The organism is Paraburkholderia phosphatilytica, from assembly GCF_003443895.1.
Taxonomy (GTDB): domain Bacteria; phylum Pseudomonadota; class Gammaproteobacteria; order Burkholderiales; family Burkholderiaceae; genus Paraburkholderia; species Paraburkholderia phosphatilytica.
Genome location: NZ_QQOA01000009.1, coordinates 151,429 through 178,376 on the forward strand (window position 1 = coordinate 151,429; position 26,948 = coordinate 178,376).

Consider the following 26,948-nt stretch of genomic DNA (forward strand, 5'->3'; position numbering starts at 1 on the left):
GGTCATGCGAAAACGCGTTCGGTGAATCAGTGGAAGCTACCGATGCGCTTGAGGTTGCTGAAGTTCATCCAGATGAAGAACGCGCGGCCCACGAGGTTCGCGTCCGGCACGAAACCCCAGTAACGACTGTCCGCGCTGTTATCGCGGTTGTCGCCCATCATGAAGTAGTTGCCCGGCGGCACCTTGCAGATCACGCCGCGCGCGTTGTACGTGCAGTTGTCGCGATACGGATAGTCTTCGGCGCCGATCACGTACGGCGGCACCTGCGGATTATTGAGAATCGCATTCTGACGGCCGTTGAGGTCTTCCTCGAACTGCTTCGCGTAGCCGATGCGTTCTTCGTCGAAGTAGTCGGGCAGTTGCGTTTCGGGCACCGGCTTGCCGTTGATCGTGAGCTGCTTGTCCTGATAGGCGATCGTGTCGCCCGGCAGGCCGATCACGCGCTTGATGTAGTCGACCGATTCGTCTTTCGGGTAACGGAACACCACCACGTCGCCACGCTGCAGCGGACGGCCCTGCGTGATCTTCGTGTTGGTGATCGGCAGGCGGATGCCGTAGTCGAACTTGTTCACGAGGATGAAGTCGCCGACGAGCAGCGTCGGCACCATCGAGCCCGACGGAATCTTGAACGGCTCGACCACGAACGAGCGCACGACGAACACCACGAGGATCACCGGAAAGAAGCTCGCCGTGTACTCGAGCCACCACGGCTGGCGCAGCTTTTCGTCGCGAAGGCGCGCGCGCGTCTGCGGCGCGTTTTCGTCGGCGAAGCGTTCGCCGATGCGGGCCTGCTGCCGGTCGAATTCGACGACGGCGGCTTCTGCGGCACGGCGCCGCTGCGGCAGGAAAATCAGTTTGTCAGCAACCCAGGCGATGCCCGTCACGATGACGAGCACAAAAAGAATCAGCGCAAAATTCATGGGGAGTTTCCGTTATTCGACTTATTTGTCTTCGACGCGCAGGATCGCGAGGAATGCCTCCTGCGGGATTTCCACTGACCCAACCTGCTTCATCCGCTTCTTGCCCTCTTTCTGCTTTTCCAGCAGTTTCTTCTTTCGCGTGATGTCCCCGCCGTAGCACTTCGCGAGCACGTTCTTGCGCAGCGCCTTGATGTTTTCACGCGCGATGATGTGCGCGCCGATCGCCGCCTGAATCGCGACATCGTACATCTGGCGCGGGATGATCTCGCGCATCTTCGCGGCAACCTCGCGGCCGCGATACTGCGACTGCGAGCGGTGCACGATGACCGACAGCGCATCCACCTTGTCGCCGTTGATCAGCATGTCGACCTTCACGACGTCGGACGCGCGGTATTCCTTGAACTCGTAATCCATCGACGCGTAGCCGCGCGACACCGACTTCAGCCGGTCGAAGAAGTCGAGCACGATTTCCGCCATCGGGATTTCGTACGTGAGCTGCACCTGGCGGCCGTGGTACTGCATGTTGATCTGGTTGCCGCGCTTCTGCGTGCACAGCGTAATCACCGAACCGACGTAGTCCTGCGGCATGTACAGGTTGACGGTCACGATCGGCTCGCGAACTTCCTCGATCTTCGACGGATCGGGCATCTTCGCCGGGTTCTCGACCATGATCAGCGAACCGTCGCGCTGGACGACCTCGTACACCACCGTCGGCGCGGTGGTGATCAGGTCCATGTCGAACTCGCGCTCGAGCCGCTCCTGCACGATCTCCATGTGCAGCAGGCCGAGGAAGCCGCAGCGGAAACCGAAGCCGAGCGCCTGCGATACTTCCGGCTCGTATTGCAGCGAAGCGTCGTTGAGCTTCAGCTTTTCGAGCGATTCACGCAGCGCATCGTACTGGTTCGCCTCGACCGGATAGAGACCCGCGAACACCTGCGGCTTCACTTCCTTGAAGCCCGGCAGCGGTTCTTCAGCCGGCTTCGCCACATGGGTGACCGTATCGCCGACCTTCGTCGCCTCCAGCTCCTTGATGCCCGCGATGATGAAGCCCACCTGCCCCGCCGACAGCTGTTCGAGATCCTTCGACTTCGGCGTGAACACGCCGACGTGCTCGACCGGATACTGCGCGCCGGTGGCCATCAGCTTGATCTTGTCCTTCGGGCGCAGCGTGCCGTTCACGATGCGCACGAGCATCACGACGCCGACGTAGTTGTCGAACCACGAGTCGATGATGAGCGCCTGCAGCGGCGCGTCCGGATCGCCCTTCGGCGGCGGCACCTTCGCGATCAGCGCTTCCAGCACGTCTTCGACGCCGAGACCCGTCTTCGCGCTGCAGCGGGTGGCATCGGTCGCGTCGATGCCGATCACGTCCTCGATTTCCTCGATCGCGTTCTCGGGGTTCGCAGCTGGCAGGTCGATCTTGTTGAGCACCGGCACGACCTCGACGCCGAGTTCGATCGCCGTGTAGCAGTTCGCCACCGTCTGCGCCTCGACGCCCTGGCTCGCGTCGACCACGAGCAGCGCGCCCTCGCACGCGGACAGCGAACGGCTGACTTCGTACGAGAAGTCGACGTGCCCCGGCGTGTCGATCAGGTTCAGGTTGTAGTGCTTGCCGTCGCGGCCGCGGTACGACAGCGCGGCCGTCTGGGCCTTGATGGTGATGCCGCGCTCGCGCTCGAGATCCATCGAGTCGAGCACCTGCGATTCCATTTCGCGGTCGGACAGGCCGCCGCACAGCTGGATGATGCGATCGGCGAGCGTCGACTTGCCATGGTCGATGTGCGCAATGATCGAAAAGTTACGAATATGATCCATTCAGTGCCGATCAAGCGAAAAAGGCGCGCTCGGACGATTGCGGAGCACGCCTTGCTGATAGAAAGAAAAACCCGTCTATTTTAGCCGAAAAGGCGTGCCGCCAACGCGATACGTACGCGCTCGACGTCCAGATGGTAGTGGCACAGCTCCTCGCCGTCGCAGACGAGCACCGGTACCCAGTCGTTGTAGCGGGCTTCGAGGAGCGGATCGGCGTCGATGTCGATCACCTCGACCGTCGCGCCGAATTCGGCGAGAAGCGGCGCGAGCGCCGCCTGCATGTCCTCGCACAGATGACACCACGCGCGCCCGTAGAGCGTGAGCGGCACCATCCGCGCGGGGTGCGTCATTTGCCGCCGGCGCGTGGGCGCAGCGGTACGAACTGCGTGTTGTCGCCGCGCCGCACGAGGATCGCGGTCATCTTCGACGAATCGAGATGGGCAGTCACTTCGTCGAACTGCTTCGCGCTGGTGATGTCGGTATCGCCGACGCGCAGAATGATGTCGCCCTTCTGCAGACCGGCGCGCGCGGCCGGACCGTCGACCTGGTCGATCTGCACGCCGCCGTGCAGCTTCAGCGACTTCTGCTGGTCCGCGGGGACGTCCGTCACCGCGATGCCGAGCGAGTTCAGCGCGCGCGGTTTCGGCGGCGGCGCCTTCTTCTCGTCCGCCTTGGCGGTCTTGTCGGTCTGCGTCTCGGCGATGGTGATCGGCAGATCGCGCGTCTGGCCCTTGCGCCACACGGTAATCGTGGCCTTGGTGCCCGGCTTCGTATCGCCCACCATGCGCGGCAGGTCGGTCGCGGTATCGACCGGCTGGCCGTTGAACTTCAGGATGATGTCGCCCGGCTGCACGCCCGCCTTGTCCGCCGGACCGCCCTGCTCGACGCTGCTGACGAGCGCGCCTTCGGCCTTCGGCAGACCCAGCGAATCGGCGACGTCCTTCGTCACTTCGCCGATCGCCACCGCGATGCGGCCGCGCGTCACCTTGCCGGTGGTTTCGAGCTGGTTGGCCACGCGCATCGCCTCGTCGATCGGGATCGCGAACGAAATGCCCATGAAGCCGCCGGTACGGCTGTAGATCTGCGAGTTGATGCCGATCACCTCGCCCTGCATGTTGATCAGCGGGCCGCCCGAGTTGCCCGGGTTCACCGCGACGTCGGTCTGGATGAACGGCAGGTAGTCGCCGGTTTCGCGGCCCTTCGCGCTGACGATGCCGGCCGTCACCGTGTTTTCGAGGCCGAACGGCGAGCCGATCGCGACAACCCATTCGCCGACGCGCACCTTGTTCGAATCGCCGATCGTCACGACCGGCAGGTTTTCGGCCTGGATCTTCACGACCGCGACGTCGGTGCGATCGTCGACGCCGATCAGCTTCGCCTTGAACTCGCGCTTGTCGGTGAGCGTCACGTAGATGCTGTCCGCGTCGTCGATCACGTGCGCGTTCGTCATCACGTAGCCGTCGGCCGACAGGATGAAGCCGGAGCCCACACCGGTGTTCTGCTCGGTGTCATTGCCGCCGTTGTCCGGCGAATCGGAGCCGCCATTGCCGCCGTTGCCGCCGTTTCCATTGCCCGGCGGCGTCTGCTGCGGCGACTGCGGCATCGGAATACCGAAGAAGCGCCGGAAGAACTCCGACATGTCGTTGTCGTCCATGCCCGGAGGCAGGCCGTTCTTCGATGTCGATACCCGGGTCGTGGTGCGGATATTGACGACCGCTGGCCCGACCTTGTCGACGAGATCGGTGAAATCGGGGAGGTTCGCTGCATTCGTTGCCGACGCCGTGTGGGACGTCAGCGACAGACACATTGCCACCAGCGCGGCCGCGAAGAAATTTCGCACCGGGAAGTTCGTCATATCGTAGTCAGCCGAAGGAATTTACCTGGGAGCCTTGTATTCTATGGCAGACGCAAATTGCTGCAATGTACTCTGGGGCACTTCCCCCAGCAGCGTGATGTAGAAGTCGCCTTCGCGCTTCACGAGGACATGCGTCGCGCCGCTGCTTCCCGAGCCTTCCTTGCGCGAGTTGTTCTTGACCGGCTCGATGAAGATCGACACCGCCGACAGGCCATCGGAGAAGACCGCCTGATCGACTTCGATCGCCGGCTCGTTCGCGTCGCGCGCGGCCATCGGCCGGCGCAGTTCGCGGATCTTGTGGAAGCCCGGCACCGTCGGCGCGAACTGCCAGCCCTGCGCTTCGATGTCGGCCGGCTCGACAGGCGGCCGCACCACCGTCCACCCGGAGATATCGCGAATGCCGTTGACGATCGGCGTCTTGTCGACCGGCACGCCAATGCTGATCTGCGAGAACGACAGCTGTTCGAGCACCTGGCCGTTTGAGTCGAGCGTCTGCGCGCGCAGCAGCAGGCCGGTTTTCGTATCCGCCCACAGCCGGTATGCGAAGCGGTACGAATCTTTCGGATCGAGCTCGACGACCTGGCTGTCCACGCCCGCCACACGGTCGTTGCCGATCGTCTTCGCGTCGTAGACGTTCATCACGTCGTCGCCGCTCGACTGCATCAGCGCGGGGAACGCGTCCTTGTTCTGGCGTTTTTCGACGACGCACATATGCCGCTCGGGCACGAACGTGTAAAGGTCGTCGTTATGGCGGAGCATCTTGCGCGGCTTGCCGTCGAGGCTTTCGAGCTGCTCGAATTCGCCGTCGCTACGCGTCGCATAGTGGACGATCTTCGACGACTGCACGAAATTGCCGCGCTGATAGACGAAGGCGCCGACGTAGTTCTGCTGCTGGGCCGCCTCGTGGATGCGATCGAGCCAGGCGGCCGCCGCGCTGCGCGGCATGGCGGTTGACGCTGCCGATGAAGCGTCACCCTGCGCGAACGCGTGCGACGCCCCTGACAGCATTACGGCTGCGCAGAACAGAAACGCCGGCAGCCGCCCCCAATACGTTGTTTTTTTCAACCGCGATGCCTGCATCGAACTATTGGCCCTGCGAAGTCATGGCTGCACGGATCAGCGGAGCGCCCGGCATGACGGGCTGCTGGCCGAACTGCTGATGTGCTTCCAGATACTGGTCGAGACTCGCGTCACGGATGATGTTCACGTCCTGCGCCTGCGCCACCGGCTGCGCGGGTGCGACCGCCGCCGTCATGGCCACATGCTGGACGCTGTCGCCGTGCGAACCTGCCGATGCCATCTGCGCGACATTGCCGCCCGCGCCCGGCACGCCCTGCAGCTGCGGCACGACGATCCAGGTGAGCGTGGCGGCCGCCGCGGCAACCGCGAACGCCGGCACGACGCGCCGGCGCAGCACGGCAAGGCGCCGCGCGGCCGACAGCGCGGCCGGCGCGAGCACATGCGGCTCGCTTTCCAGCTGCGCGGAAAATTTCGCGAGAAACGCGCTGCTCGTGGCTGGACTGACCGCCAGATCGTCGGAACGCAATGCGTCGCCGATCAGGTGATAGCACGACCAGGCCGCGCGATCTTCATGATCCAGTTCCGAAAACAGCGAGTTGAGATGCGCTTCGCCCGACAGCTCGCCGTCGACACATGCCGACAGACGCTCGCCTCGCGAGCCTGCCTGCGCGTTGCTTTGCGAGTTTCTTTGCGATTGCACCGAGACCGACCCCATGATGATCCCCATTCCTGACTGACACCGGTAGTTGACACCGGTAGTGACACCAACTGACCCAGATATTGCGCCCCTGCCCCTGCGGTGCCGCCGGATTCCTTACCAGCGCTTACCTTCGGGTGTGTCCAGCAATGGACGCAATTTTGCCGCAATGGCCTCGCGAGCACGGAAAATTCGCGATCTGACGGTGCCGATCGGGCACCCCATCATCTCGGCGATTTCCTCGTAGCTCAAACCTTCAATTTCACGAAGAGTTATGGCGGTGCGCAGCTCTTCCGGTAAAACCGCCATCGCAGCATTGACCGTCTGTGCGATCTGCTTGCTCATCAACATCGACTCGGGCGTGTTGATATCCCTTAGTTGGTCGGCATCCGAGAAAGTTTCAGCTTCTTCGGCGTCCGCTTCGGTGGAAGTGGGCGCCCGCCGGCCCTGGGTGGCAAGGTAATTCTTGGCCGTATTGACCGCAATCCGGTACAACCACGTATAGAAGGCGGATTCGCCGCGGAATTGGGGTAGCGCCCGGTATGCCTTGATGAAGGCATCCTGGGCCACGTCTTCGACCTCTGCGGGGTCGCGCACGAGGCGCGAGATCAGCCGGATGATCTTGCGGTGGTATTTGGCGACCAGCAGCTCGAACGCGGCCTTGTCACCTTTCTGCACGCGTTCGACCAGCACCTGGTCGATTTCTTTTTCGCTCACCTGATGAATCCGTTTGCCTGGGTTGCCTTCGATGTCGACGGGGGCACCATTGTAGCGTCCCCTTCATGCTGTCACGTGAAGCTGCTAACGACGGTTACAGTCTTTACAGTGCCGCCCGCGCACCGCGCCGGCCTGGCACCGCGAGCCTGCGAAACGCGTCGGCATCGAGCATGTCGGCGGCGATCAGAAATGGGCGGGACCGGCTGCCGCCCGCCGCGAGCGTGAGCATCAGGAGGTGTCCGCTCCACTGGCCGCATGCCGCGACCGGCCCTTCCGCCAGTTTCGTGCCGGCGCGGTTCCGCAGCGTCAGCATGTCGGCTCCGATCTGGAGCGAGACGGGCTGGGCGCGGCTCCAGCGCACGATACCGATGCCGAAGAGCGCCATGACGGCGCAGCTCGGCGGCACAACTTGCCACGTGCCGAAGCGTGCACCGAAAGTCACGTGAAAGGCGATAGTCGCACAGATGGCGAATGCGATCGCGCAAGCGTGCAGCGACGCGGACCGCCGCAGCACGAAGTGCCGCGGCAGTCCGTCGGATCGATCAGCCCTGGGAAGTGCGTCGGACAGACTCAAGCGGTCGGACCGACGCTCAGGCGCGCTTGAAAACCAGCGTGCCGTTGGTGCCGCCGAAGCCGAACGAGTTCTTCAACGCGACATCGATCTTCATCTCCCGCGCGGTGTTCGCGCAGTAGTCGAGATCGCATTCCGGGTCCTGGTTGAAGATGTTGATGGTCGGCGGGGACACCTGATGATGCACGGCGAGCACCGTGAACACCGATTCGAGGCCGCCCGCGCCACCCAGCAGGTGACCCGTCATCGACTTCGTGGAGTTCACGACGATGCCCTTCGCGTGATCGCCGAACGCGCGCTTGATGCCCGTGGTTTCGGCGAGGTCGCCGAGCTGCGTGGACGTGCCGTGCGCGTTCAGGTAGTTCACCTGATCGGCATTGATACCCGCGTTCTTCATCGCGGCCAGCATGCAGCGGCGCGCGCCGTCGCCGTCTTCGAGCGGCGCGGTCATGTGATACGCGTCGCCGCTCATGCCGTAGCCGGCGACTTCCGCGTAGATCTTCGCGCCGCGCTTTTTCGCGTGCTCGTACTCCTCGAGCACCATCACGCCGGCGCCTTCGCCGAGCACGAATCCGTCGCGGTCCTTGTCCCACGGACGGCTCGCCGTGGCCGGGTCGTCATTGCGTTGCGACAGCGCGCGCGCCGCCGCGAAGCCGCCGATGCCGAGCGGCGAGACCGTGGATTCCGCGCCGCCCGCGATCATCACGTCCGCGTCGCCGTATTCGATCAGGCGCGACGCCTCGCCGATGCAGTGCAGACCGGTGGTACAGGCGGTGACGATCGCGAGGTTCGGGCCTTTCAGGCCGAACTTGATCGACAGATGGCCGGAGATCATGTTGATGATCGAAGCCGGCACGAAGAACGGCGAGATCCGGCGCGGACCGCGGTTGAGCAGCTCGGTCTGGGTGATTTCGATCATCGGCAGACCGCCGATACCGGAGCCGACCACGACGCCTACGCGTTCTGCGTTCTCTTCCGTGATTTCGAGGCCGCTATCTTTCATGGCCTGGAAACCCGCGGCGATGCCGTAATGGATGAACGTATCCATATGGCGGGCTTCCTTGCCGGGGATGTACTCCTCGATGTTGAAGCCCTTCACTTCGCCGGCAAAACGGGTCGAGAAGTTCGAAGCGTCGAACTTCGTGATGTCGGCGATGCCGGACTTGCCGGCCACCAGGTTGGCCCATCCGTCGGCGACGTTATTGCCCACCGGCGAAATCAGGCCCAGTCCTGTAACAACCACACGACGACGGCTCACGGTAACCCCTTTCCAAAGAATGACAAAAACAAAAGCCACAGCGCCGACAGGGACCGGCCCCGTCTGCCCTGTGGCTGTTTAGTGTGGCAACCGCTGTGGCAACTGCGCTGGCAACTTCGCCGGCAACTGCATGGACGCCTGCCGCGCCGGCTGAAGCGGCACGGTACAAATATGCGGCGTGTTCGCCGCGCCAGACGTGCGATTCGGCCATGCCGCCCGGGCGCCCGTCAGTCCCACGGCTTCGTGCGGCGCACTGCAGCCGCCCGCCACGAAGCCCGCAAAACCGACGCGAATGACCTTAGGCCTTGACGTTCGCGCGAGCGTAGTCGATTGCCTGCTGAACCGTCGTGATCTTCTCGGCTTCTTCATCCGGAATTTCCATGCCGAATTCGTCTTCGAGGGCCATCACGAGTTCGACCGTGTCGAGCGAGTCTGCGCCGAGATCGTTCACGAACGAAGCTTCGTTCTTGATTTCCGCTTCGGCGACGCCGAGTTGTTCCGCGACGATCTTCTTGACGCGCTGTTCGATGTTGTCCATTACCCCTCCAAGGGAAAGAAGTTCAAAAATACAGGTGCGCGCATTTTATCAGGTTTGCCTTTGCAGAAAAGCTGGCCGAAAGGCTAACCAACGGCACCGCAGAAGCGTCGGTTGCCACCGCGCGAAAGGCAGAATGAGCGCATCACGATGCGCATCACGGCGCGGATAGTAACCGAAACCGGTTACGACATGTACATTCCACCGTTCACATGCAGCGTGGTGCCGGTAATGTAGCCGGCTTGCGGCGACGCGAGGAACGCGACCGCATGCGCGATGTCCTCCGGGCTGCCCAGGCGGCCGAGCGGAATCTGCGTCTTCAGCGCCGCCTGCTGCTCTTCCGGCAGCACCTTGGTCATGTCGGTATCGATGAAGCCCGGCGCGACGCAGTTCACCGTGACGTTGCGGCTGCCGATCTCGCGGGCGAGCGCACGTGTCATGCCAGCCACGCCCGCCTTGGCGGCCGCGTAGTTCATCTGCCCGGGATTGCCCGCCGAACCCACCACCGACGTGATGTTGATGATGCGACCGCCGCGCGCTTTCATCATCGGGCGCAGCACCGCGCGCGACAGCCGGAACACGGCCTTCAGGTTCGTGTCGATCACCGCGTCCCAGTCGTCGTCCTTCATGCGCATCGCGAGCTGGTCCTGCGTGATGCCCGCGTTGTTGACGAGCACGTTCAGGCCGCCGAATTCTTTCACAGTGCCGTCGATCAGCGCTTCGACCGCCGCGGCGTCGTTCACGTTGAGCACCGCGCCGCGACCCGCCAGCCCTTCGGCCTTGAGTGCTTCGCCGATGCCCGCGGCGCCGCTTTCGCTCGTCGCCGTGCCGATCACCGTGGCGCCCTGGCGCGCCAGTTCCAGCGCAATCGCGCGACCGATGCCGCGCGAAGCGCCCGTGACGATCGCGATCTGTTTGTCGAGGCTCTTATCCATCTCTGTTTCCGGAGTACCCGATCTGGGTAGATTGACATCATTGCGGGCATTCCGCGCGGCACGGCTTCTCGCCGTCCGCCGGAATGACCGGAGCTGCCGCGTGCGTAACTTACGCTGCCGCGCTCACGAGCTTCAGCGCTTCGTCGAGCGAAGCGGGATCGGTGATCGATACGCCGACCAGATTGCCATCGATGCGCTTCGTGAGGCCCGACAGCACCTTGCCCGGACCGCATTCGATCACATGCGTGACGCCCTGCTGCGCCATCGCCTGCACGCATTCGACCCAGCGCACCGCGCCGGCCGCCTGGCGCACGAGCGCGTCCTTGATCGCGGTCGGTTCGCTGGCGATCGCGACGTCGACGTTGTTGATCACCGGAATCTGCGGCACCTTGACCTCGACGTTCGACAGATATTCACGCAACTGGTCCGACGCGGGTTTCAGGAGCGATGAGTGGAACGGCGCGGACACCGGCAGCGGCAGCGCGCGCTTCGCGCCCTTCGCCTTCGCCACTTCGCACGCCTTCTCGACCGCGGCCTTGTGGCCCGCGATCACCACCTGCGCCGGCGCATTGAAGTTCACCGCTTCGACGATACCCGCCGACGCCGCTTCCGCGCACACCGCGCGCACCGTGTCGTCGTCGAGCCCGAGGATCGCGGCCATGCCGCCTTCGCCGACCGGCACCGCGGTCTGCATCGCCTGCGCACGGAAACGCACGAGCGGCACGGCGTCGCGAAACGCGAGCGCGCCAGCCGCGACGAGCGCCGTGTATTCGCCGAGGCTGTGACCCGCGACGAGCGCGGGCGCCGCGCCGCCTGCCGTCTGCCACGCGCGGTACATCGCGTACGCGGCGGTCAGCATCACGGGCTGGGTGTTGGTGGTGAGATTGAGTTCATCGGCCGGACCTTCGGCGCTCAGCTTGCCGAGATCCTGACCGAGCGCATCGGAGGCTTCCTGCACAGTATCGCGCACGACGGCGCTGTCCGCGAATGCATTCAGCATGCCGACGGCTTGCGAACCCTGACCGGGAAAAACGAACGCGAATTTCATATCGTCCCCAAAAATCGTTGTGTGCGGAGGTGGGCGATGCGAGGCTGGTCATGCGTGAAGCACTGGCCGCCGGCCGTCCGCCGTTCACGGGCCGCCGGAATCGGGCCGGTCCGGCCGGCCCGCCTGCGTACCCTCGAGCGATGGTCCTGCGATCGCGCTCAGTAGCGGATCACGGACGCGCCCCATGTGAAGCCGCCGCCGACCCCTTCGATCAGCACGTTGTGGCCGCGCTTGATGCGGCCGTCGCGCACCGCGACGTCGAGTGCGAGCGGGATCGATGCGGCCGACGTGTTGCCGTGCTCGCCGACCGTGACGACCATGCGTTCCTGCGGCAGCCCGAGCTTGCGGCACGTGCTCTGCATGATGCGAATGTTGGCCTGGTGCGGAATCAGCCAGTCGATATGCCCGGGCGCGAGGTTCGCTTTTTCCAGCGCCTCGACCGCGACCTTCTCGAGCACGTTGACCGCGAGCTTGAAGACCGCCTGGCCGTCCATGTGCAGGAACGCGCTGCCCGCAACCACGCCGCCGTTCACGTTGCCCGGCGTGCACAGAATGTTCGAATGGCTGCCGTCCGCGTGCAGCGCGCTCGCGAGCACGCCCGGCGTGTCCGATGCCTGCAGCACGACCGCGCCGGCGCCGTCGCCGAACAGCACGCAAGTGGTGCGGTCGCTGAAATCGAGAATGCGCGAGAACGTCTCCGCGCCGATCACGAGCGCCGTGCGATGCTGGCCGCTGCGGATGAAGCTGTCCGCCGTCGCGACCGCGTAGGCGAAGCCGGAGCAGACAGCCTGCACGTCGAACGCGGCGCCGTTGTTGCGGATGCCGAGCTTGTTCTGCAGCAGGCAGGCCGTGCTCGGAAACACGAAGTCCGGCGTGGACGTTGCGACGATGATCAGATCGATGGATTGCGGATCAACATCCGCCGCTTCGATCGCGCGCTGCGCGGCGATCAGCGAGAGGTCGCTGGTGGTGACATCCGGATCGGCGAAGTGACGCGCATGGATGCCCGTGCGCGCGACGATCCATTCATCGCTCGTCTCGACACCCTGCTTTGCGAGACGGTCCGCCAGATCCTGATTCGAGACGCGGTTGGGCGGCAGATAACTGCCGGTGCCCAGCACGCGGGAGTAAATAGATTGAGCAGCCATTATGCCTTCGAGGATAACGCAGCGTAGGGCTCGGCCGGCTGGCCCGCGACGGGGCTAGCGTAGCCCCCGCCACCGCCGGCGTCGCGCGCGGCCTGTTCGAGAGGACCGGCATTTTCCTCCATCGCCCGCGCGAGGCGCTCCAGCACGCCATTTTTGACGGCATCATACCCGCGTTTGATAGCCCACTCAAACGCGTACGCATCCGCCGAACCGTGGCTCTTGATCACGAGACTGCGCAGGCCGAGCAGCGCCGCGCCGTTGTACTGCCGGTGATCGACGCGCTTCTTGAAGCGCAGCAGCACGGGTAGCGCGAAGACGGCCATCAGCTTCGTGAGAAACGAGCGGCCGAATTCTTCCTTGATCATATCGGAAAGCATCTGCGCGAGTCCTTCCGAAGTCTTCAGCGCGACATTGCCGACGAAACCGTCGCAGACGATCACGTCGACGGTGCCCTTGAAAATGTCGTTGCCTTCGACGTTGCCGCGGAAGTTGAGCGTGCTCGCGCGCAGCAGTTCGCCTGCGCGCTTGATGGTGTCGTTGCCCTTGATGACCTCTTCGCCGATGTTCAGGAGTCCAATGGTTGGACGGTCCTTGCCTTCGAGCGCGGCGACGAGCGCGTGCCCCATCTCCGCGAACTGCAGCAGATGCTGCGGCTCGCAGTCGACGTTCGCGCCCAGATCGAGCATCGTGGTATAGCCGGTGTGATTCGGCATCGCGAACGCGATGGCCGGACGCTCGATACCAGTGAGCGTCTTCAGCACGTAGCGCGACACGGCCATCAGCGCGCCGGTGTTGCCCGCGGACACGCAGGCCTGCGCTTCGCCTTCCTTGACCCGGTTCAGCGCGACGCGCATCGACGAGTCTTTCTTCTTGCGCAGCGCGATCTCGACCGGATCGTCCATCGCGACGACTTCCGACGCGGGCACGACGGTCAAGGCCGGCTCATCCTGCGCCTTGCATTTTTTCAACTGCGCGCGGATCGCACCTTCGATGCCGACGAGCATCAACTGCGCGTCGGGATGCGAACGAACGAAGCTGACGGCCGCGGGAACGGTCACGGATGGCCCGTGGTCGCCTCCCATGCAATCTATCGTGAGCTTTACGGTCATGGAATGCGACGGATTTCAGGCACAAAAAAGCGGCAGTAGACTGCCGCCTTTTTGCCAAGCCGGGAAAATGTCAAGCGAGCCGGTCGCCACGCGAAACGCTGGGGAGCGCAACGCAGTGAAGCGATTAGTCGTTCTTCGTCTTGACGACTTTCTTGCCGCGATAGTAGCCATTCGGGCTGATGTGGTGACGCAGATGCACTTCACCCGTGCTCGGTTCGACGGCGATCGGCGCTGCCGACAGGAAATCGTGCGAGCGGTGCATGCCGCGCTTCGACGGCGACTTCTTGTTTTGTTGAACTGCCATGATAACTCCTGAAAATTTTCCGAATTCTAACACAGCGCGATCCGCGCGCCGTCACCATCCAGGTGACCGACCGCCACGTTTCGCACCCACCTGCAACCTGTTCAGTGCTTGCCGCCCGGCCCGCCCCGCTTCAGCGCTTCGAGCGCTGCGAACGGATTGGGCTTGTGCGCCTCGTCACCTTCGCTTCCCGCTGCTTGATCCCCGGCTTCGGGATCGCTGTCTGGGTCACTGCCCGGGTCACTACCCTCTTCACCCGCCACACCCGACACGAGACTCTCGTGCACCGACGGACAGACGTCGTGCTTGGGCACGAGCGGCAGCGCCAGCAACAACTCCTCTTCGATCAGGTCGACGAGATCGAACTGCTTCGAACCCACGATCACGTCGACTTCATCCTCGTCGAGCGGAAACTCTTCCGCCTCGGCCTCGGTATTGACGATCCGGTAGACCGCATCGACATCGAACGCCTGCAGATACGGCGACAGGCACCGCTGACATTCGAGCCACGCCGAACCGTGCAGCGCGAGCCGCAGATACGGCTGCGGCCCCTCGGTGCCGTCGTCCTGCAATTCCGGCTGGGTAGAGCCTTCGGCTTGCCACGTGAACGTGGTGTCGCGGTCTGGCGCGTCGGCCGGCACTTCGTTTAACATGCGCGGCAGTTGCGAGACGCGCACCGCGCCCGCTGCCTGCCGCCCGGTCCGTGCGAATTCGAACAGGTCGATTTCGCGGCCAGCGTGAAGCGGATCGGCGGGACCAGCAGGTTTGCCAGGGTGTGAACTCATGTGCGCTCCTGCGTCGGCAAAGCATCGTACCGATGAAAAGCCCAAAATCATATCCGTTTTGTCTTTTCGAGTCAATCACTTAAGCCCGCTTTTGCGAATCGTCCAGCGGGCCCGTTCCACCCCTGCCGTCCAACCATGCCCGATTCGCTGAAACCCCTGTCAAATCAGGCGCGCCCGCGCCTCGTGCTGGCCTCCAGCTCGCGCTACCGGCGCGAACTGCTGGAGCGCCTGCGCATTCCGTTCGACGTGATCGTGCCCGCGATCGACGAAACGCCGCACGCCGGCGAGACGCCCGAAGCGACCGCGCTGCGACTTGCGGAAGCGAAAGCACGCAAGGTCGCAGCCGAATTGCAGGTCGGTACCTCGCGTAGTGAGCGCACACTTGTGATCGGCTCCGACCAGGTCGCTACCTTCGATGGCCATCAGATCGGCAAGCCCGGTTCGCACGAAAACGCGCTCGCGCAACTGCAGGCGATGCGCGGCCGCGAAGTGCTGTTCCATAGCGCGCTGAGCCTGGTCGATAGCGCCACCGACGCCGCGCAGACCGTCGACGTAATTACCCGCGTGCGCTTTCGCGACCTGCCGGATACGGCGCTCGACGCCTACCTGCGCGCCGAAACGCCGTACGACTGCGCGGGCAGTGCGAAGTCCGAGGGCCTTGGCATCGCGCTGCTCGACGCGATCGATTCCGACGACCCGACCGCGCTGATCGGCCTGCCGCTGATCGCGCTGACGCGCATGCTGATGGCGGTGAGCTATCCGATCCTGAAAGCGGAGGCAGCATGACCGGCACCCTCTACCTGATCCCGAACACGCTCGGCGATGGCGACGCGGACGCGCTCGCCGCCGTGCTGCCCGCACCGGTCAGCGCCCGGGCGGCATCGCTGGCCTATTACATTGGCGAGAACGCGAAGACGACGCGCGCCTTCCTCAAGCGCACCGGCACCGAACGGCCGATCCAGGAAATCGAGATCCGCGAACTGAACGTGAACACGCCCGCCGGCGAGATCGACCGGCTGCTCGCGCCGATTCTCGCCGGCACGGACGGCGGGCTCGTATCCGAAGCGGGCTGCCCGGCCGTCGCGGACCCGGGCGCATTGCTCGTGCGGCGCGCGCACGAGAAAGGTATCAAGGTCGTGCCGCTCGTCGGCCCGAGTTCGATCCTGCTGGCGTTGATGGCATCCGGCCTGAACGGCCAGAGCTTCGCGTTCCACGGCTATCTGCCGGTGGATGCCGGCGAACGCGCGAAACGCCTGCGCGAACTCGAACAGCAGTCGCGCAAGGCGAAGCAGACGCAGATTTTCATCGAGACGCCGTACCGGAACCGCGCGCTGCTCGACACGTTGCTCGCCACGTGTGCGCCGTCGACGCTCGTCTGCGTGGCCGTCGACCTGACCTTGCCGGGCGAGACGATCGCGAGCCGCAACGTGAGCGACTGGAAGAAGGCTCAGGCGCCGGACCTGCAGAAGCGCCCTGCGATCTTCCTGATACTGGCAAATTGAGCGGATTTCGGCGCTGATCGCATAACATTAGCGCCGAACAGCGCCCTCTTACACTCAGCGAAGTTTCAGCTTGCCTGTGGCGATCAGCGCGTGAATCGCGCCCGCGCCAACCGATGCGCCAAACTTTTTCGCCACGCGATCGCTCAGGCTTTCCTTGACCGTGTAGTCGACGATGTCCGGCGCCTTCACGACGTCGCGCGCGACGTAATCCGTATCGCCGAAACCGTCGGCCAGCCCCAACTCGACGCTCTTCTCGCCCGTCCAGAACAGGCCCGAGAAGATATCCGGCGTTTCCTTCAGCCGGCTGCCGCGCCCCTGTTTGACGGCATCGATGAACTGCGCGTGAATCTGGTCGAGCATCTCCTGCGCATGTGCATCCATCTGCGGCGTTTCCGGCGAGAACGGATCGAAAAAACCCTTGTTCTCCCCCGAAGTATGCAGACGGCGCTGGATACCCAGCTTGTCCATCAGTCCGGTGAACCCGAAGCCGTCCATCAGCACGCCGATCGAGCCGACCACACTCGCCTTGTCGACATAGATCTTGTCGGCCGCAGCGGCAATGTAGTAGCCACCCGACGCGCACATGTCGCCGACCACCACATACAGCGGAATCGACGGATGCGCCGCGCGCAGCCGGCGGATGTTGCGGTTGATGATGCCCGCCTGCACCGGACTTCCGCCCGGGCTGTCGATATGCAGCACGACCGCGACCGTGCCGTCGTCTTCGAACGCATCCTGCAGCGCGCTGTCGATATCGTCGGCGTTCGCGGACGTATCTGACGAGATCTCACCATCCAGCGTGACGAGCGCGGTATGCCGGCCGCTGGTCGACACCTTGTCCACCGAGAAATCGAACACGCCCCACGCGATCACGAGCAGCACCACCAGAAACGCGAAGCGGAAGAAGATGCGCCAGCGCCGGGCGGCTCGTTGCTCGTTGATCGCGGCAAGCGCGATGCGTTCGAGCGCCGCGCGCTCCCAGCCGGGTTCCGCGCCCGCGGGCGGCTCGCGGCGCGGCGCGGACGGTTCGGGGGCGTCGGGGGTCTGATTGTCGGCCATGCGAGTAGTCGGGGAGATAAGGGAAATTAAACGGAGATCACGACTGGACGGGCTTCAGATCGCCATCCGGCAACCAGAAGACAGCGGGGCCTTCCGCCGTATCGCGCTCTTCCACCTGCAGCTTGCGCAGCCTGCCGCCGCGGCACGGACCACCGACGCACCTGCCCGTGTCGGGTTCATAGATCGCGCCGTGAGTGGCGCACATCAAGTATAAGCCGGACGATTCGAAGAACTGCCCTTCGGCCCAGTCGAGCTCCATCGGCACGTGCGCGCAGCGGTTCAGGTAGCCGTGCGGCTTGCCGTCGTAGCGCACGAAGAACACCACTGCCGTGCCGTCGGCCACCTGCGCGTCGCGCCGGATACCCATCCCGCCGTCGACCAGTTCCGCGGCAGCACACACACGCACGGCTTCGTTGGTATCGGCCATCATGCGTACTCGCGCAGCCAGGCCGCGAGCGCGTCGACGCTATCGGCAACGTATTTCGGCCCGAGCGCCACCAGCGACTGCGCCGGATGCGCGCCATACGTCACGCCGACGCCGGCCACGCCCGCATTGATCGCCATCTGCAGATCGTGCGTCGTGTCGCCGATCATCAACGTGCGCGCAGGATCCTGCCCCAGTTCGCGCGTCAATTCGTGCAGCATAGCCGGGTGAGGTTTCGAGAACGTTTCATCCGCGCAGCGGGTGCCGTCGAAGAGACTCGTCAAGCGCACCTGATCGAGCGCCCGGTTCAGGCCGACGCGGCTCTTGCCGGTCGCGACCGCGAGCAGGTAGCCCTCGTCGCGCAGCGACTGAAGCATCTCGCGCACGCCGATGAAGAGTTCGGTATGCGGATCCTTCACCAGATAGTGGTAGCGGTAGCGCTCGGCGAGCCGCGGGTAGTCGGCCGGATCGAGCGTCGGCGCCGCAATCTGGAGCGCGTCGCGCAGACCGAGCCCGATCACGTAGCTGGCGGCCTCGTCGGCCGGCACCGGCAGGCCGAGGTCGCGGCAGGCCGACTGGATGCTGCGCGCGATGTGCGCGGTCGAATCCATCAGCGTGCCGTCCCAGTCGAACACGATCAGGTCAAATTGCTGGCGAGCCATGCGTCGTCGTCCCGTTCTTGAGGTTGCCAAGTGAGTTCAGTTGATCGATGAAACGTTGACATTCCGCCGGCAGCGGCGCGTCGAACTGCAGCGGTTCGCCCGTCACCGGGTGCGTGAGCTTCAGCCGGTACGCGTGCAGGAACATGCGCTTGATGCCCGGCATCGCGTCGGCCCGCGCGAGCGCCTTGTTCAGCGGGAAATCGCCGTATTTGGCGTCGCCGACGATCGGCAGACCGAGATGCGCGAGATGCACGCGGATCTGGTGCGTGCGCCCCGTCTTGAGTTCAGCTTCGAGGAGCGCGTAATCCTGCCAGCGCTCGAGCAGGTTGAACACCGTGTGCGACGGCAGCCCGTCCGGCTGGATCCGCACGCGGCGCTCGCCGTCCGGCGTCAGGTACTTGTGCAGCGGCTCCTTCACCGCGCGGCGGCGGCCCCAGTCGCTCGCCCAGTCGCCGTGCACGCAGGCCTGGTAGCGCTTGTCCATGCGGTTCTCGCGAATCTGCTCGTGCAGGCCGACCAGCGCCGTGCGTTTTTTCGCGAGCATCAGGACGCCGGACGTCTCCCGGTCCAGCCGGTGCACCAGTTCGAGGAACTTGGTGCTCGGCCGCGCCTCGCGCATCTGCTCGATCACGCCGAACGCGACGCCGCTGCCGCCATGCACCGCGACGCCCGCGGGTTTGTCGATGACGATCATGTAGTCGTCTTCGAACAGCGTGGTGAAGTGCGCGGCCGGCGCGGGGTATACCGGGCCCGATGTCTGCGCGACCCGGATGGGCGGCACGCGCACCACGTCGCCCGTTTCGAGCCGGTACTGCGCGTCCACGCGGCCCTTGTTCACGCGCACTTCGCCGCTGCGCAGAATGCGGTAGATATGGCTTTTCGGAACACCCTTACAGACGCGCAGAAGGAAATTGTCGATGCGCTGACCGGCTTCGTCTTCGCCAATATTGAGCATCGAGACCTGGTCGCTTGCGACCGAATTCTGGGAAATTTTGCCTAACTCTTTCATTCTGAATATAATTTGCCCAGCAGTCCGGTCTGCGGCGGCCGTCGCTTTGGCCGGAAACCGGACGGATTGCGAAGGCGCAAGCGATAAACCGTTATTTTACTTGCGCCGGGGGCGGGTTGCTCACCCCTTCAAAACGAGATGCAACAAGTTGCACGTAAGGTTCCCCAGTCAGGCAAGGACAGCGCCCACAGGTGCGTTCGGTCGGACCGGAACCGACGGTGACGGAAAGTTTGGTTCAAAAGAATTTATCGGGAAGCTGCGTGGCTGGGCGCGTGTTGCCTCGCCGTAGCTCCCCGGTTTGCGAAAAAACGGCGTGCGCCCGAGATGTCCTGCGGCAATCGGCAGAACATGGCGACGTCAAGACAGGCGAGACACCCAAGCGGGGAGATCGGCGTTCCGAGCAGGCTTTCGCGGCAACCTTGCCCAAGCCTTCGTCCACCGGTTGAGCGGCCCACCGGCCGCACCAGCCGGCATTGCCAGATCAGCCCCTGCCGCCCGGTTCATGCGGGCGGCCCGGAGGCGGCAGAAGGCGAAGGCAGGTAACGGCAGACGCTGTGCGTGCCGGCAAACGGAAACGTCCGAATCCCCCGGCGTGTCGTCGCTCTTGTTTGAAGCCGTTTTCGCATGTGCCCTGCGGCCCCACGTCCTGTGCCGGACTGGCCCTTTCAGGCAATTCTCCCCACCATTCGTTCCTGCTCCAGCGTGCCCGTGACAACACAATAAGGCGCGGCATGTCCGTCCTTTGCGCCTGCGGCTGACAACCGCAGGCTGCGGGCTGGCAGAGCCGCTCTGGAGCCGTTCAATGAAACGCATGCTGTTCAATGCGACACAGCAGGAAGAACTGCGTGTCGCCATCGTCGATGGGCAGAAGCTCATCGATATCGACATCGAAACCGCCGGGCGCGAACAGCGCAAAGGCAACATCTACAAGGGCATCGTCACCCGCATCGAGCCATCGCTCGAAGCCTGCTTCGTCAACTACGGCGAAGACCGCCACGGCTTCCTGCCGTTCAAGGAAGTCGCCCGCCAGTACTTCCGCGATGGCGTCGACATGCGCTCCGCGCGCATCCAGGACGCGCTGAAGGAAGGTCAGGAACTGATCGTCCAGGTCGAGAAGGAAGAGCGCGGCAACAAGGGCGCGGCGCTCACCACCTTCATCTCGCTCGCCGGCCGCTACCTCGTGCTGATGCCGAACAATCCGCGCGGCGGCGGCGTGTCGCGCCGGATCGAAGGCGACGACCGCCAGGAACTGCGCGAGACGATGGCGCAGCTGCAACTGCCCGAAGGCATGAGCATCATCGCGCGCACGGCCGGCATCGGCCGCAGCGCCGAAGAGCTGCAGTGGGACCTGAACTACCTGCTGCAACTGTGGCGCGCGATCGAAGGCGCGTCGCAGAGCGGCCAGTCCGGTCAGCCGATGCTGATCTATCTCGAATCGAGCCTCGTCATCCGCGCGATTCGCGATTACTTCCAGCCGGACATCGGCGAAATCCTGATCGACACCACCGAGATCCATGACCAGGCCCGCGCCTTCATGGACATCGTGATGCCGGACAACGTCGGCAAGGTGAAGCGTTACCACGACGACGTGCCCCTCTTCTCGCGCTTCCAGATCGAACACCAGATCGAGACCGCGTACTCGCGCACGGTGCCGCTGCCGTCGGGCGGCGCGATCGTGATCGACCACACGGAAGCGCTCGTCGCGATCGACGTGAACTCGGCGCGCGCCACCAAGGGCGCCGACATCGAGGAAACGGCCGCGCGCACGAACCTCGAAGCCGCCGACGAAGTCGCGCGCCAGCTGCGTCTGCGCGACCTGGGCGGCCTGATCGTGATCGACTTCATCGACATGGAGTCGGCGAAGAGCCAGCGCGAAGTCGAGCAGCGCCTGAAAGACGCGCTGAAGCACGACCGCGCGCGCGTGCAGATGGGCAAGATCTCGCGCTTCGGCCTGATGGAGCTGTCGCGCCAGCGTCTGCGTCCGGCACTGTCGGAAGGCAGCCACGTGACGTGCCCGCGCTGTAACGGCACGGGCCACATCCGCGACACCGAATCGTCCGCGCTGCAGGTGCTGCGGATCATTCAGGAAGAGGCGATGAAGGAAAACACCGCGGCAATTCATTGCCAGGTGCCGGTCGAAGTCACCGCCTTCCTGCTGAACGAAAAGCGTGCCGAGATCAACAAGATCGAGTCGCGCTTCAAGGTCAACGTCGTTCTGATCCCGAACAAGCATCTCGACACGCCGCATTACAAGCTCGAGCGCCTGCGTCACGACGATGCGCGCCTCGACGACCCGCGCGCGTCGTGGAAGATGGCCGAGGAAGCGGCCCGCGAACTGGAGTCCGAAACCGGCTACAGCAAGCGCACCGAGGAAGTGAAGCCGAAGCAGGAAGCCGCGGTGAAGGGCATCACGCCCGAGAAGCCGGCGCCGAGCGCGCCGGTCAAGCCGGCTCCGGTTGCAGCGGCGCCCGCACCGGTGGCGACACCCGTCCCGGCAAGCGGTGGCTTCATCTCGTGGCTGAAGGGCCTGTTCGGCGCGAAGCCGGCACCGGCTCCGGAACCCGTTGCACCGGCACCGGCCGAGAAGCCGGCGCGTCCGGCCCGCGGCGAGCGTGCGGACCGTGGTGAACGCAGTGGCGAGCGCGGCGGTGACCGCAACCGTAACCGCCGTAGCGGCGCAGGCGCCAATGGCGCGGCACGCGATGGCGCCGCGCGCGGCGAAGGCGCGGCAACCGGCGGCCGTCAGGCACAAGGTCAGGCGCAGGGCCAGGCCAAACGCGAAGACCGCGAGCCGCGCGAAGCGCGTGGCGGCCGCGAGCCGCGTGAGGCACGCGAAGGTCGCGAGGGTCGCGACGCACCGCGCGAAGGCCGCGAGCCGAAGGAAGCACGCGAACGCGTCGAGCGTGAGCCGCGCGAAGGCCGTGCCGAGCGCGCCGAACGTGCAGAAGGCGCCGAAGCCGGCGCACGTGGCGAACGTCGTGAGCGCGGTGAACGCAGCGAGCGCCGTCGTCAGCAGCCGGAGGCCGCGGAAGCAGCGGAACAGCAGGACACGCCAGTCGCCGAAACCGCACTGCCGGGCGTCGAAGGTGTCGTGGAATCGGGCGCCGGCCAGGAAGGCGGCGAAGAGCGTCGCCGTCGTCGCCGCGGCCGCCGTGGCGGTCGTCGCGATCGCGACGAAGCAGGCGTGAACGCCAACGAGGCCGCGGATACCGCCGAAGCCGAAGACACGGCAGGCGGCGAGCCTGTCGCGGCCGAACGGTCCATCGATCCGTCCGAGCAGGCACGCGAGGCAGTGGCTCCGGCAGCGCCGGCCGAAAAGCCGGCCGAGCCGCAGCCGTCGGAAGCGCAGGTCGCCGCGCACGCTGAAGTCCGTGCCGACGAAGAAGCGAAGCCTGCGGAACCGGTCGAAGTCGTCGTCGCGGCAGTGGCCACGCCGACGCACGTCGTGACCGAACTGCACGCCGCGACGGAAACGCCGGCGCTGGCCGCCGAGCGCGCCGCGAAGACCGAAACGACCGCAGAGGAAGCCGCCGAGGCGGCGGAAACGGCCAAGGTCGAGCACGCAGCGCAGCCGGAGCAACCGGAATCGCCGGTGGTGCTGGGCGAACCGCCCGCGGCGGAACCTCAGCACCAGCCGACCGAAACCGCGGCGACGCCGCTGGCGCCGGAAGCGCACGTAGCTCCGGCTCCGGCAGCCGCCCCGCCGGCCGTAGAAACGCCGACGCCGTCGCACGCCGCCGAGGAAGCCGCTCCTGTTGCAGAACCGGCACACCCGGCAGCCCTCGAACCGACGCCCGCGCCGGTCGTGGAACCGGCCCAAGCCGAACCCGCGCTGGTAGCAGCAGAAGCCGCACCGGTTCGTCAGCCGGAGCCGGTCGCCACGCGTGCGCCGCGCACCAACGGCCTGTCGATCGAAACGCTGCAGCAGGTGCTGGATAACGCCGGTCTGGTGTGGGTCAACACCGATGCCGACAAGCTGCGCGCCGCGCAGGACGCCGCCGCGCAGATCGTGAAGCCGGCCCGCGTGCCGCGCGAACGCAAGGCGCTGCCGCCGGCGGACACCGCGCCGATGCAGCAGGTCGAAACGGTCAAGCACATGCAGTAACGCGTGCGCTATACGATCCACCGCGCATAAACGCGCGGTGGATACCCGAAGCCCGCCCTCACCGGCGGGCTTTTTTACGCCTGCCGGTTTCATACGCGGCAGTCATCGATTGATGAGTTCTTTTCGGTACGCGACTGGCCTCTTTCTTGCACACTTATTCTGGTTATGCGCGCGTTCGCCCCAACAGAAAGGGCGCACCCCATCCGTTAAAATGAGATATTGAACTGCCGACGTGAACTGTCGATGCGGCCAGACCCACCGGCCTAGCCGCGCCCAGCAGGCAGAACCCGAAATTACCGCCATGTCCCGACGCATCATTCCCGTGACCGATCTCAGCGCCATCCCGGATATCTCCGGGGCCGGCGAGATACCGCGCGGGCTCCTGACGGACACCCTCGCGCGCCCGCTGCGCGACCTGCGGATCTCAGTCACGGACCGCTGCAACTTCCGCTGCGTGTACTGCATGCCGCGCGCGGTCTTCGACAAGGACTACACGTTCCTGCCCCACAGCGCGCTCCTGACCTTCGAGGAAATCGAGCGGATTGCGCGGCTTTTCGTCGCGCATGGCGTCGAAAAGATTCGCCTGACGGGCGGCGAACCGCTCTTGCGCAAGAACCTGGAATTCCTGATCGAGCGTCTCGCGCGGCTCGAAACGCCCGACGGCCGGCCGCTCGATCTCACGCTGACCACCAACGGCTCGCTGCTGCAACGCAAGGCGCGCGGTCTGAAGGACGCGGGCTTGACGCGCGTCACGGTAAGCCTCGACGCGCTCGACGACGCCCTCTTCCGCCGCATGAACGACGCCGACTTCGCGGTCGCGGACGTGCTGGACGGGATCGCCGAAGCACAGGCCGTGGGGCTCGCGCCGCTGAAGGTCAACATGGTCGTGAAGCGCGGCACGAACGACAGCGAGATCGTGCCGATGGCGCGGCACTTCCACGGCTCGGGCGTCGTGCTGCGTTTCATCGAGTACATGGACGTCGGCACGTCGAACGGCTGGAACATGGCGGAAGTGCTGCCATCGGCGGAGGTGGTCGAACGCATCGCGGCGCACTTCCCGCTCGCGCCGCTCGAAGCGCACAGCGCCGCCGAGACCGCGCAGCGCTGGGGTTATGCGGACGGCGGCGGCGAGATCGGCGTGATCTCGAGCGTCACCCGCGCGTTCTGCGGCACCTGCACGCGCGCGCGGCTGTCCACCGAGGGCAAGCTGTTCCTGTGCCTGTTCGCATCCAATGGGCATGACCTGCGCGCGCTCGTGCGCAGCGGCGCCACGGACGCCGAGATCGCGACCGCCGTCGCGCGGATCTGGCGCGCCCGCGCCGACCGTTACTCGCAGCTACGCGGCAGCGAAGCCGCGGCCCAGCGCGCGCTCGACGAGCGGCGCGTCGAGATGTCGTATATCGGCGGCTGAGATGTCGGGACCTTCGACGGCAGACGGCAACACCCAACGTCCACTGACGATCACCGGCCTGCTGCTCGCGGGCGGCCGCGGCAGCCGCATGGGCGGCGTCGACAAGGGCCTGCAGCCGCTGCATGGCGAGCCGCTCGCGGGCCATGTGCTGAAGCGCCTCGCACCGCAGACCGACGCGCTCGTCATCAGCGCGAACCGCAACGCCGATGCGTACGCCGAACTCGGCCGGCCATTCAACGCACAGGTGATTGCGGACACGCTGCCGGATTTCCCCGGTCCGCTCGCGGGCCTGCTCGCGGCGCTCTTCGTGGCAAGAACGGATTGCGTGCTGTCGGTCCCGTGCGACGTCCCCTCGCTGCCCGCCGATCTCGCGCCCCGCCTCGCCGATGCGCTCGTCTCCACGCGTGCCGACATCGCGACCGTGGTGACGGCGAACGCGGACGGCCGCACGTCGCTCCACCCTGTGTTCGCGCTGCTGCGCCCCACGCTCGCGGCCGATCTCGCGGCCTTTCTGCAGGCGGGCGAGCACAAGGTGCGCGCGTGGTACGCGCGCCACAAGACCGTTGAAGTCAGCTTTACCGACGAGCGTGCGTTTTACAATATCAATTCTTTGCAGGAACTCGCCGACCTCGAGCGTGCGTAAGGCCAGTGCAATTCCGAACGCGCCCGCACGCCGCCTGAGACGATCGCCGGACCCGCTTCCGGTCACGACGCTTCGCCATCCATGACCACGCTCAACGTTCTTTCACGCTGCGTCGCAGAGTACGATCCTCACGCGCTGCCCGTGCACGCGGCACAGGCCATCGTGCGGCAATGGGCGACGCCCGTGACCACCGCCGAGCGCGTGCCGCTGCACGACGCGCTCGACCGCGTGCTCGCCGAAGACGTGATGTCTCCGATCGACGTTCCCGCGCACGACAACTCCGCGATGGACGGCTACGCGTTCGATGGCGCGCTGCTCGATACACCGCGTGGCAGCGAATCCGTCACGCTAGAACTCGCGATTGCCGGCAAGGCCTATGCGGGTCATCCGTTCGAAGGCAGCGTGCCCGCGCGTTCGTGTGTACGCGTGATGACGGGCGCAAGCATGCCCGCCGGCTGCGACACCGTCGTGCCGCAGGAACACGTGACACTCGACGACGCATCGGGCCGGCCGTCCATCCGCTTTTCCGCTCAGCCGCTCGCTCGCGGCGCGAACCGCCGCCGCGCCGGCGAAGACCTCGCGCACGGCCACGCGGCGCTACGCGCGGGCCGCATCGTGCGCGCGGCGGATCTCGGGCTGATCGCATCGCTCGGCATCGGCGAAATCGCGGTGCGCCGCCGGCTGCGCGTCGCGTTCTTCTCGACCGGCGACGAACTGCGCTCGATCGGCGAACCGCTCGGCCCCGGCTGCGTCTACGACAGCAACCGGCACACGCTGTTCGGCATGCTGCGCCGGCTGAACGTCGACGCGCTCGATCTCGGCGTGGTGCGCGACGACCCCGCGGCGCTCGAAACCGCGCTGCGCGATGCCGCGACCAACGCCGACGTCGTGCTGACCTCGGGCGGCGTATCGGTTGGCGAAGCGGATTTCACGAAGTCGCTGCTGCAACGCTTCGGCGACGTCGCGTTCTGGAGCCTCGCAATGCGCCCCGGCCGCCCGCTCGCGTTCGGCCGCGTGTGGTCCGGCGCGCAGCCCGGCCATGGCAAGCACGCGCTTTTCTTCGGACTGCCGGGCAATCCGGTCGCCGTGATGGTCACGTTCTATCAGATCGTGCGCGATGCGCTGCTGGCGATGTCCGGCGCGGCGCCGCAGCCGTTGCCGCTGATCCGCGCCATCAGCATCAACGCGATCGCGAAGCGCGCGGGCCGCACCGAGTTCCAGCGCGGCATCGCCACGCGCGATGCGCACGGCCAGTGGCACGTCACGCCCACCGGCTCGCAGAGCTCCGGCGTGCTGAGCTCGATGAGCGAAGCGAACTGCTTCATCGTGCTCGGTCACGACATCGGCAACATCGATGCAGGCGATACTGTCGATGTGATGCCGTTCGCCGGCCTGATCTAGCATCGGATCCAGCCAAACCCC

General features: G+C 65.4%; 26 protein-coding genes. 6 read left to right on the forward strand and 20 right to left on the reverse strand.

The window, feature by feature from the left end:
- Positions 1-26 precede the first annotated feature (26 nt).
- The 16 genes from lepB to DVS29_RS12230 all read right to left on the reverse strand — a co-directional run bounded on the left by lepB (position 27) and on the right by DVS29_RS12230 (position 14,711).
- Entirely contained in the window at positions 27-920 is an 894-nt protein-coding gene (lepB, locus tag DVS29_RS12155) for a signal peptidase I (protein WP_118180706.1), read from the reverse strand.
- Between the two features lie 21 nt (positions 921-941).
- Positions 942-2,735 (reverse strand): translation elongation factor 4, encoded by a 1,794-nt coding sequence (gene lepA, locus DVS29_RS12160; RefSeq protein ID WP_118180707.1) that lies wholly within the window; start codon positions 2,733-2,735, stop codon positions 942-944.
- 80 nt (positions 2,736-2,815) lie between these two features.
- The gene (locus DVS29_RS12165) at positions 2,816-3,082 is read right to left on the reverse strand and encodes a glutaredoxin family protein (protein ID WP_240655556.1); all 267 of its coding nucleotides are present in this window, start codon (positions 3,080-3,082) and stop codon (positions 2,816-2,818) included.
- A complete protein-coding gene (locus tag DVS29_RS12170) occupies positions 3,079-4,587 on the reverse strand; it encodes a DegQ family serine endoprotease (protein WP_118180708.1) in 1,509 nt (502 codons plus the stop codon). The genes DVS29_RS12165 and DVS29_RS12170 overlap by 4 nt, the downstream gene beginning before the upstream one ends.
- Positions 4,588-4,608: 21 nt before the next feature.
- The gene (locus DVS29_RS12175; protein ID WP_118180709.1) at positions 4,609-5,667 is read right to left on the reverse strand and encodes a MucB/RseB C-terminal domain-containing protein; all 1,059 of its coding nucleotides are present in this window, start codon (positions 5,665-5,667) and stop codon (positions 4,609-4,611) included.
- A gap of 4 nt (positions 5,668-5,671) precedes the next feature.
- The gene (locus tag DVS29_RS12180) at positions 5,672-6,322 is read right to left on the reverse strand and encodes a sigma-E factor negative regulatory protein (protein ID WP_118180710.1); all 651 of its coding nucleotides are present in this window, start codon (positions 6,320-6,322) and stop codon (positions 5,672-5,674) included.
- Positions 6,323-6,421: 99 nt separating this feature from the next.
- On the reverse strand, positions 6,422-7,021 hold the full coding sequence (rpoE, locus tag DVS29_RS12185) for an RNA polymerase sigma factor RpoE (RefSeq protein ID WP_035925408.1): 600 nt from the start codon (positions 7,019-7,021) through the stop codon (positions 6,422-6,424).
- A gap of 103 nt (positions 7,022-7,124) precedes the next feature.
- Positions 7,125-7,595, reverse strand: coding sequence for a hypothetical protein (locus tag DVS29_RS12190; RefSeq protein ID WP_124800632.1), 471 nt, complete (start codon positions 7,593-7,595; stop codon positions 7,125-7,127).
- 16 nt (positions 7,596-7,611) lie between these two features.
- A complete protein-coding gene (gene fabF / locus DVS29_RS12195; RefSeq protein ID WP_118180712.1) occupies positions 7,612-8,850 on the reverse strand; it encodes a beta-ketoacyl-ACP synthase II in 1,239 nt (412 codons plus the stop codon).
- A 298-nt stretch (positions 8,851-9,148) separates the two neighbouring features.
- The gene (acpP, locus tag DVS29_RS12200; RefSeq protein ID WP_004197638.1) at positions 9,149-9,388 is read right to left on the reverse strand and encodes an acyl carrier protein; all 240 of its coding nucleotides are present in this window, start codon (positions 9,386-9,388) and stop codon (positions 9,149-9,151) included.
- 182 nt (positions 9,389-9,570) lie between these two features.
- The gene (gene fabG / locus DVS29_RS12205) at positions 9,571-10,320 is read right to left on the reverse strand and encodes a 3-oxoacyl-ACP reductase FabG (RefSeq protein WP_118180713.1); all 750 of its coding nucleotides are present in this window, start codon (positions 10,318-10,320) and stop codon (positions 9,571-9,573) included.
- A gap of 109 nt (positions 10,321-10,429) precedes the next feature.
- Complete coding sequence (gene fabD, locus DVS29_RS12210) at positions 10,430-11,368, reverse strand: ACP S-malonyltransferase (protein ID WP_118180714.1); 939 nt, start codon at positions 11,366-11,368, stop codon at positions 10,430-10,432.
- A 158-nt stretch (positions 11,369-11,526) separates the two neighbouring features.
- Positions 11,527-12,516, reverse strand: a complete 990-nt coding sequence (locus tag DVS29_RS12215; protein WP_118180715.1) for a beta-ketoacyl-ACP synthase III — start codon at positions 12,514-12,516, stop codon at positions 11,527-11,529.
- Positions 12,516-13,625 (reverse strand): phosphate acyltransferase PlsX, encoded by a 1,110-nt coding sequence (gene plsX, locus DVS29_RS12220; RefSeq protein WP_118180716.1) that lies wholly within the window; start codon positions 13,623-13,625, stop codon positions 12,516-12,518. Before plsX ends, DVS29_RS12215 begins: the two co-directional genes overlap by 1 nt.
- Before the next feature lie 124 nt (positions 13,626-13,749).
- On the reverse strand, positions 13,750-13,929 hold the full coding sequence (gene rpmF, locus DVS29_RS12225) for a 50S ribosomal protein L32 (RefSeq protein WP_118180717.1): 180 nt from the start codon (positions 13,927-13,929) through the stop codon (positions 13,750-13,752).
- Positions 13,930-14,030: 101 nt separating this feature from the next.
- On the reverse strand, positions 14,031-14,711 hold the full coding sequence (locus DVS29_RS12230) for a DUF177 domain-containing protein (RefSeq protein WP_118180718.1): 681 nt from the start codon (positions 14,709-14,711) through the stop codon (positions 14,031-14,033).
- A gap of 135 nt (positions 14,712-14,846) precedes the next feature.
- On the opposite strand from DVS29_RS12230, the gene DVS29_RS12235 reads away from it, so the two are divergent.
- A complete protein-coding gene (locus DVS29_RS12235; RefSeq protein WP_118180719.1) occupies positions 14,847-15,497 on the forward strand; it encodes a Maf-like protein in 651 nt (216 codons plus the stop codon).
- The gene (locus DVS29_RS12240; RefSeq protein WP_118180720.1) at positions 15,494-16,213 is read left to right on the forward strand and encodes an SAM-dependent methyltransferase; all 720 of its coding nucleotides are present in this window, start codon (positions 15,494-15,496) and stop codon (positions 16,211-16,213) included. Before DVS29_RS12235 ends, DVS29_RS12240 begins: the two co-directional genes overlap by 4 nt.
- A gap of 54 nt (positions 16,214-16,267) precedes the next feature.
- Here the strand turns inward: DVS29_RS12240 and DVS29_RS12245 are convergent, their stop codons facing one another.
- From DVS29_RS12245 to DVS29_RS12260, 4 genes are read right to left on the reverse strand one after another with little or no spacing between them, the layout of a single operon-like run.
- Positions 16,268-17,272, reverse strand: coding sequence for a S49 family peptidase (locus DVS29_RS12245; RefSeq protein WP_118180721.1), 1,005 nt, complete (start codon positions 17,270-17,272; stop codon positions 16,268-16,270).
- A 37-nt stretch (positions 17,273-17,309) separates the two neighbouring features.
- The gene (locus tag DVS29_RS12250; protein WP_420816101.1) at positions 17,310-17,702 is read right to left on the reverse strand and encodes a Rieske (2Fe-2S) protein; all 393 of its coding nucleotides are present in this window, start codon (positions 17,700-17,702) and stop codon (positions 17,310-17,312) included.
- Positions 17,699-18,358: an HAD-IA family hydrolase gene (locus DVS29_RS12255; protein WP_118180723.1), complete on the reverse strand. Its 660-nt coding sequence runs from the start codon at positions 18,356-18,358 to the stop codon at positions 17,699-17,701. Before DVS29_RS12255 ends, DVS29_RS12250 begins: the two co-directional genes overlap by 4 nt.
- Positions 18,339-19,367: an RluA family pseudouridine synthase gene (locus tag DVS29_RS12260; protein WP_118180724.1), complete on the reverse strand. Its 1,029-nt coding sequence runs from the start codon at positions 19,365-19,367 to the stop codon at positions 18,339-18,341. Before DVS29_RS12260 ends, DVS29_RS12255 begins: the two co-directional genes overlap by 20 nt.
- An 802-nt stretch (positions 19,368-20,169) precedes the next feature.
- On the opposite strand from DVS29_RS12260, the gene DVS29_RS12265 reads away from it, so the two are divergent.
- The 4 genes from DVS29_RS12265 (at position 20,170) to moeA (ending at position 26,927) form a co-directional block, all read left to right on the forward strand.
- Positions 20,170-23,472: a ribonuclease E/G gene (locus DVS29_RS12265; protein ID WP_118180725.1), complete on the forward strand. Its 3,303-nt coding sequence runs from the start codon at positions 20,170-20,172 to the stop codon at positions 23,470-23,472.
- A gap of 301 nt (positions 23,473-23,773) precedes the next feature.
- A complete protein-coding gene (moaA, locus tag DVS29_RS12270) occupies positions 23,774-24,883 on the forward strand; it encodes a GTP 3',8-cyclase MoaA (RefSeq protein WP_118180726.1) in 1,110 nt (369 codons plus the stop codon).
- Position 24,884: 1 nt separating this feature from the next.
- A complete protein-coding gene (mobA, locus tag DVS29_RS12275; RefSeq protein WP_118180727.1) occupies positions 24,885-25,526 on the forward strand; it encodes a molybdenum cofactor guanylyltransferase MobA in 642 nt (213 codons plus the stop codon).
- An 81-nt stretch (positions 25,527-25,607) separates the two neighbouring features.
- Entirely contained in the window at positions 25,608-26,927 is a 1,320-nt protein-coding gene (gene moeA / locus DVS29_RS12280) for a molybdopterin molybdotransferase MoeA (protein ID WP_118180728.1), read from the forward strand.
- The last annotated feature ends 21 nt before the right edge of the window (positions 26,928-26,948 follow it).

Excerpts from the sequence above, each read along its gene's own strand:
- DVS29_RS12240 (WP_118180720.1), top strand. The coding sequence starts at position 15,494 with ATGACCGGCACCCTCTACCTGATCCCGAACACGCTCGGCGATGGCGAC.
- fabG (WP_118180713.1), bottom strand. The coding sequence starts at position 10,320 with ATGGATAAGAGCCTCGACAAACAGATCGCGATCGTCACGGGCGCTTCG.
- acpP (WP_004197638.1), bottom strand. The coding sequence starts at position 9,388 with ATGGACAACATCGAACAGCGCGTCAAGAAGATCGTCGCGGAACAACTC.
- DVS29_RS12175 (WP_118180709.1), bottom strand. The coding sequence starts at position 5,667 with ATGCAGGCATCGCGGTTGAAAAAAACAACGTATTGGGGGCGGCTGCCG.
- DVS29_RS12265 (WP_118180725.1), top strand. The coding sequence starts at position 20,170 with ATGAAACGCATGCTGTTCAATGCGACACAGCAGGAAGAACTGCGTGTC.
- lepA (WP_118180707.1), bottom strand. The coding sequence starts at position 2,735 with ATGGATCATATTCGTAACTTTTCGATCATTGCGCACATCGACCATGGC.
- DVS29_RS12215 (WP_118180715.1), bottom strand. The coding sequence starts at position 12,516 with ATGGCTGCTCAATCTATTTACTCCCGCGTGCTGGGCACCGGCAGTTAT.
- mobA (WP_118180727.1), top strand. The coding sequence starts at position 24,885 with ATGTCGGGACCTTCGACGGCAGACGGCAACACCCAACGTCCACTGACG.
- DVS29_RS12255 (WP_118180723.1), bottom strand. The coding sequence starts at position 18,358 with ATGGCTCGCCAGCAATTTGACCTGATCGTGTTCGACTGGGACGGCACG.
- DVS29_RS12250 (WP_420816101.1), bottom strand. The coding sequence starts at position 17,702 with ATGATGGCCGATACCAACGAAGCCGTGCGTGTGTGTGCTGCCGCGGAA.
- DVS29_RS12170 (WP_118180708.1), bottom strand. The coding sequence starts at position 4,587 with ATGACGAACTTCCCGGTGCGAAATTTCTTCGCGGCCGCGCTGGTGGCA.
- moaA (WP_118180726.1), top strand. The coding sequence starts at position 23,774 with ATGTCCCGACGCATCATTCCCGTGACCGATCTCAGCGCCATCCCGGAT.
- DVS29_RS12245 (WP_118180721.1), bottom strand. The coding sequence starts at position 17,272 with ATGGCCGACAATCAGACCCCCGACGCCCCCGAACCGTCCGCGCCGCGC.
- DVS29_RS12230 (WP_118180718.1), bottom strand. The coding sequence starts at position 14,711 with ATGAGTTCACACCCTGGCAAACCTGCTGGTCCCGCCGATCCGCTTCAC.
- DVS29_RS12235 (WP_118180719.1), top strand. The coding sequence starts at position 14,847 with ATGCCCGATTCGCTGAAACCCCTGTCAAATCAGGCGCGCCCGCGCCTC.
- rpmF (WP_118180717.1), bottom strand. The coding sequence starts at position 13,929 with ATGGCAGTTCAACAAAACAAGAAGTCGCCGTCGAAGCGCGGCATGCAC.
- plsX (WP_118180716.1), bottom strand. The coding sequence starts at position 13,625 with ATGACCGTAAAGCTCACGATAGATTGCATGGGAGGCGACCACGGGCCA.
- DVS29_RS12165 (WP_240655556.1), bottom strand. The coding sequence starts at position 3,082 with ATGACGCACCCCGCGCGGATGGTGCCGCTCACGCTCTACGGGCGCGCG.
- DVS29_RS12180 (WP_118180710.1), bottom strand. The coding sequence starts at position 6,322 with ATGGGGTCGGTCTCGGTGCAATCGCAAAGAAACTCGCAAAGCAACGCG.
- lepB (WP_118180706.1), bottom strand. The coding sequence starts at position 920 with ATGAATTTTGCGCTGATTCTTTTTGTGCTCGTCATCGTGACGGGCATC.
- fabD (WP_118180714.1), bottom strand. The coding sequence starts at position 11,368 with ATGAAATTCGCGTTCGTTTTTCCCGGTCAGGGTTCGCAAGCCGTCGGC.
- moeA (WP_118180728.1), top strand. The coding sequence starts at position 25,608 with ATGACCACGCTCAACGTTCTTTCACGCTGCGTCGCAGAGTACGATCCT.
- DVS29_RS12260 (WP_118180724.1), bottom strand. The coding sequence starts at position 19,367 with ATGAAAGAGTTAGGCAAAATTTCCCAGAATTCGGTCGCAAGCGACCAG.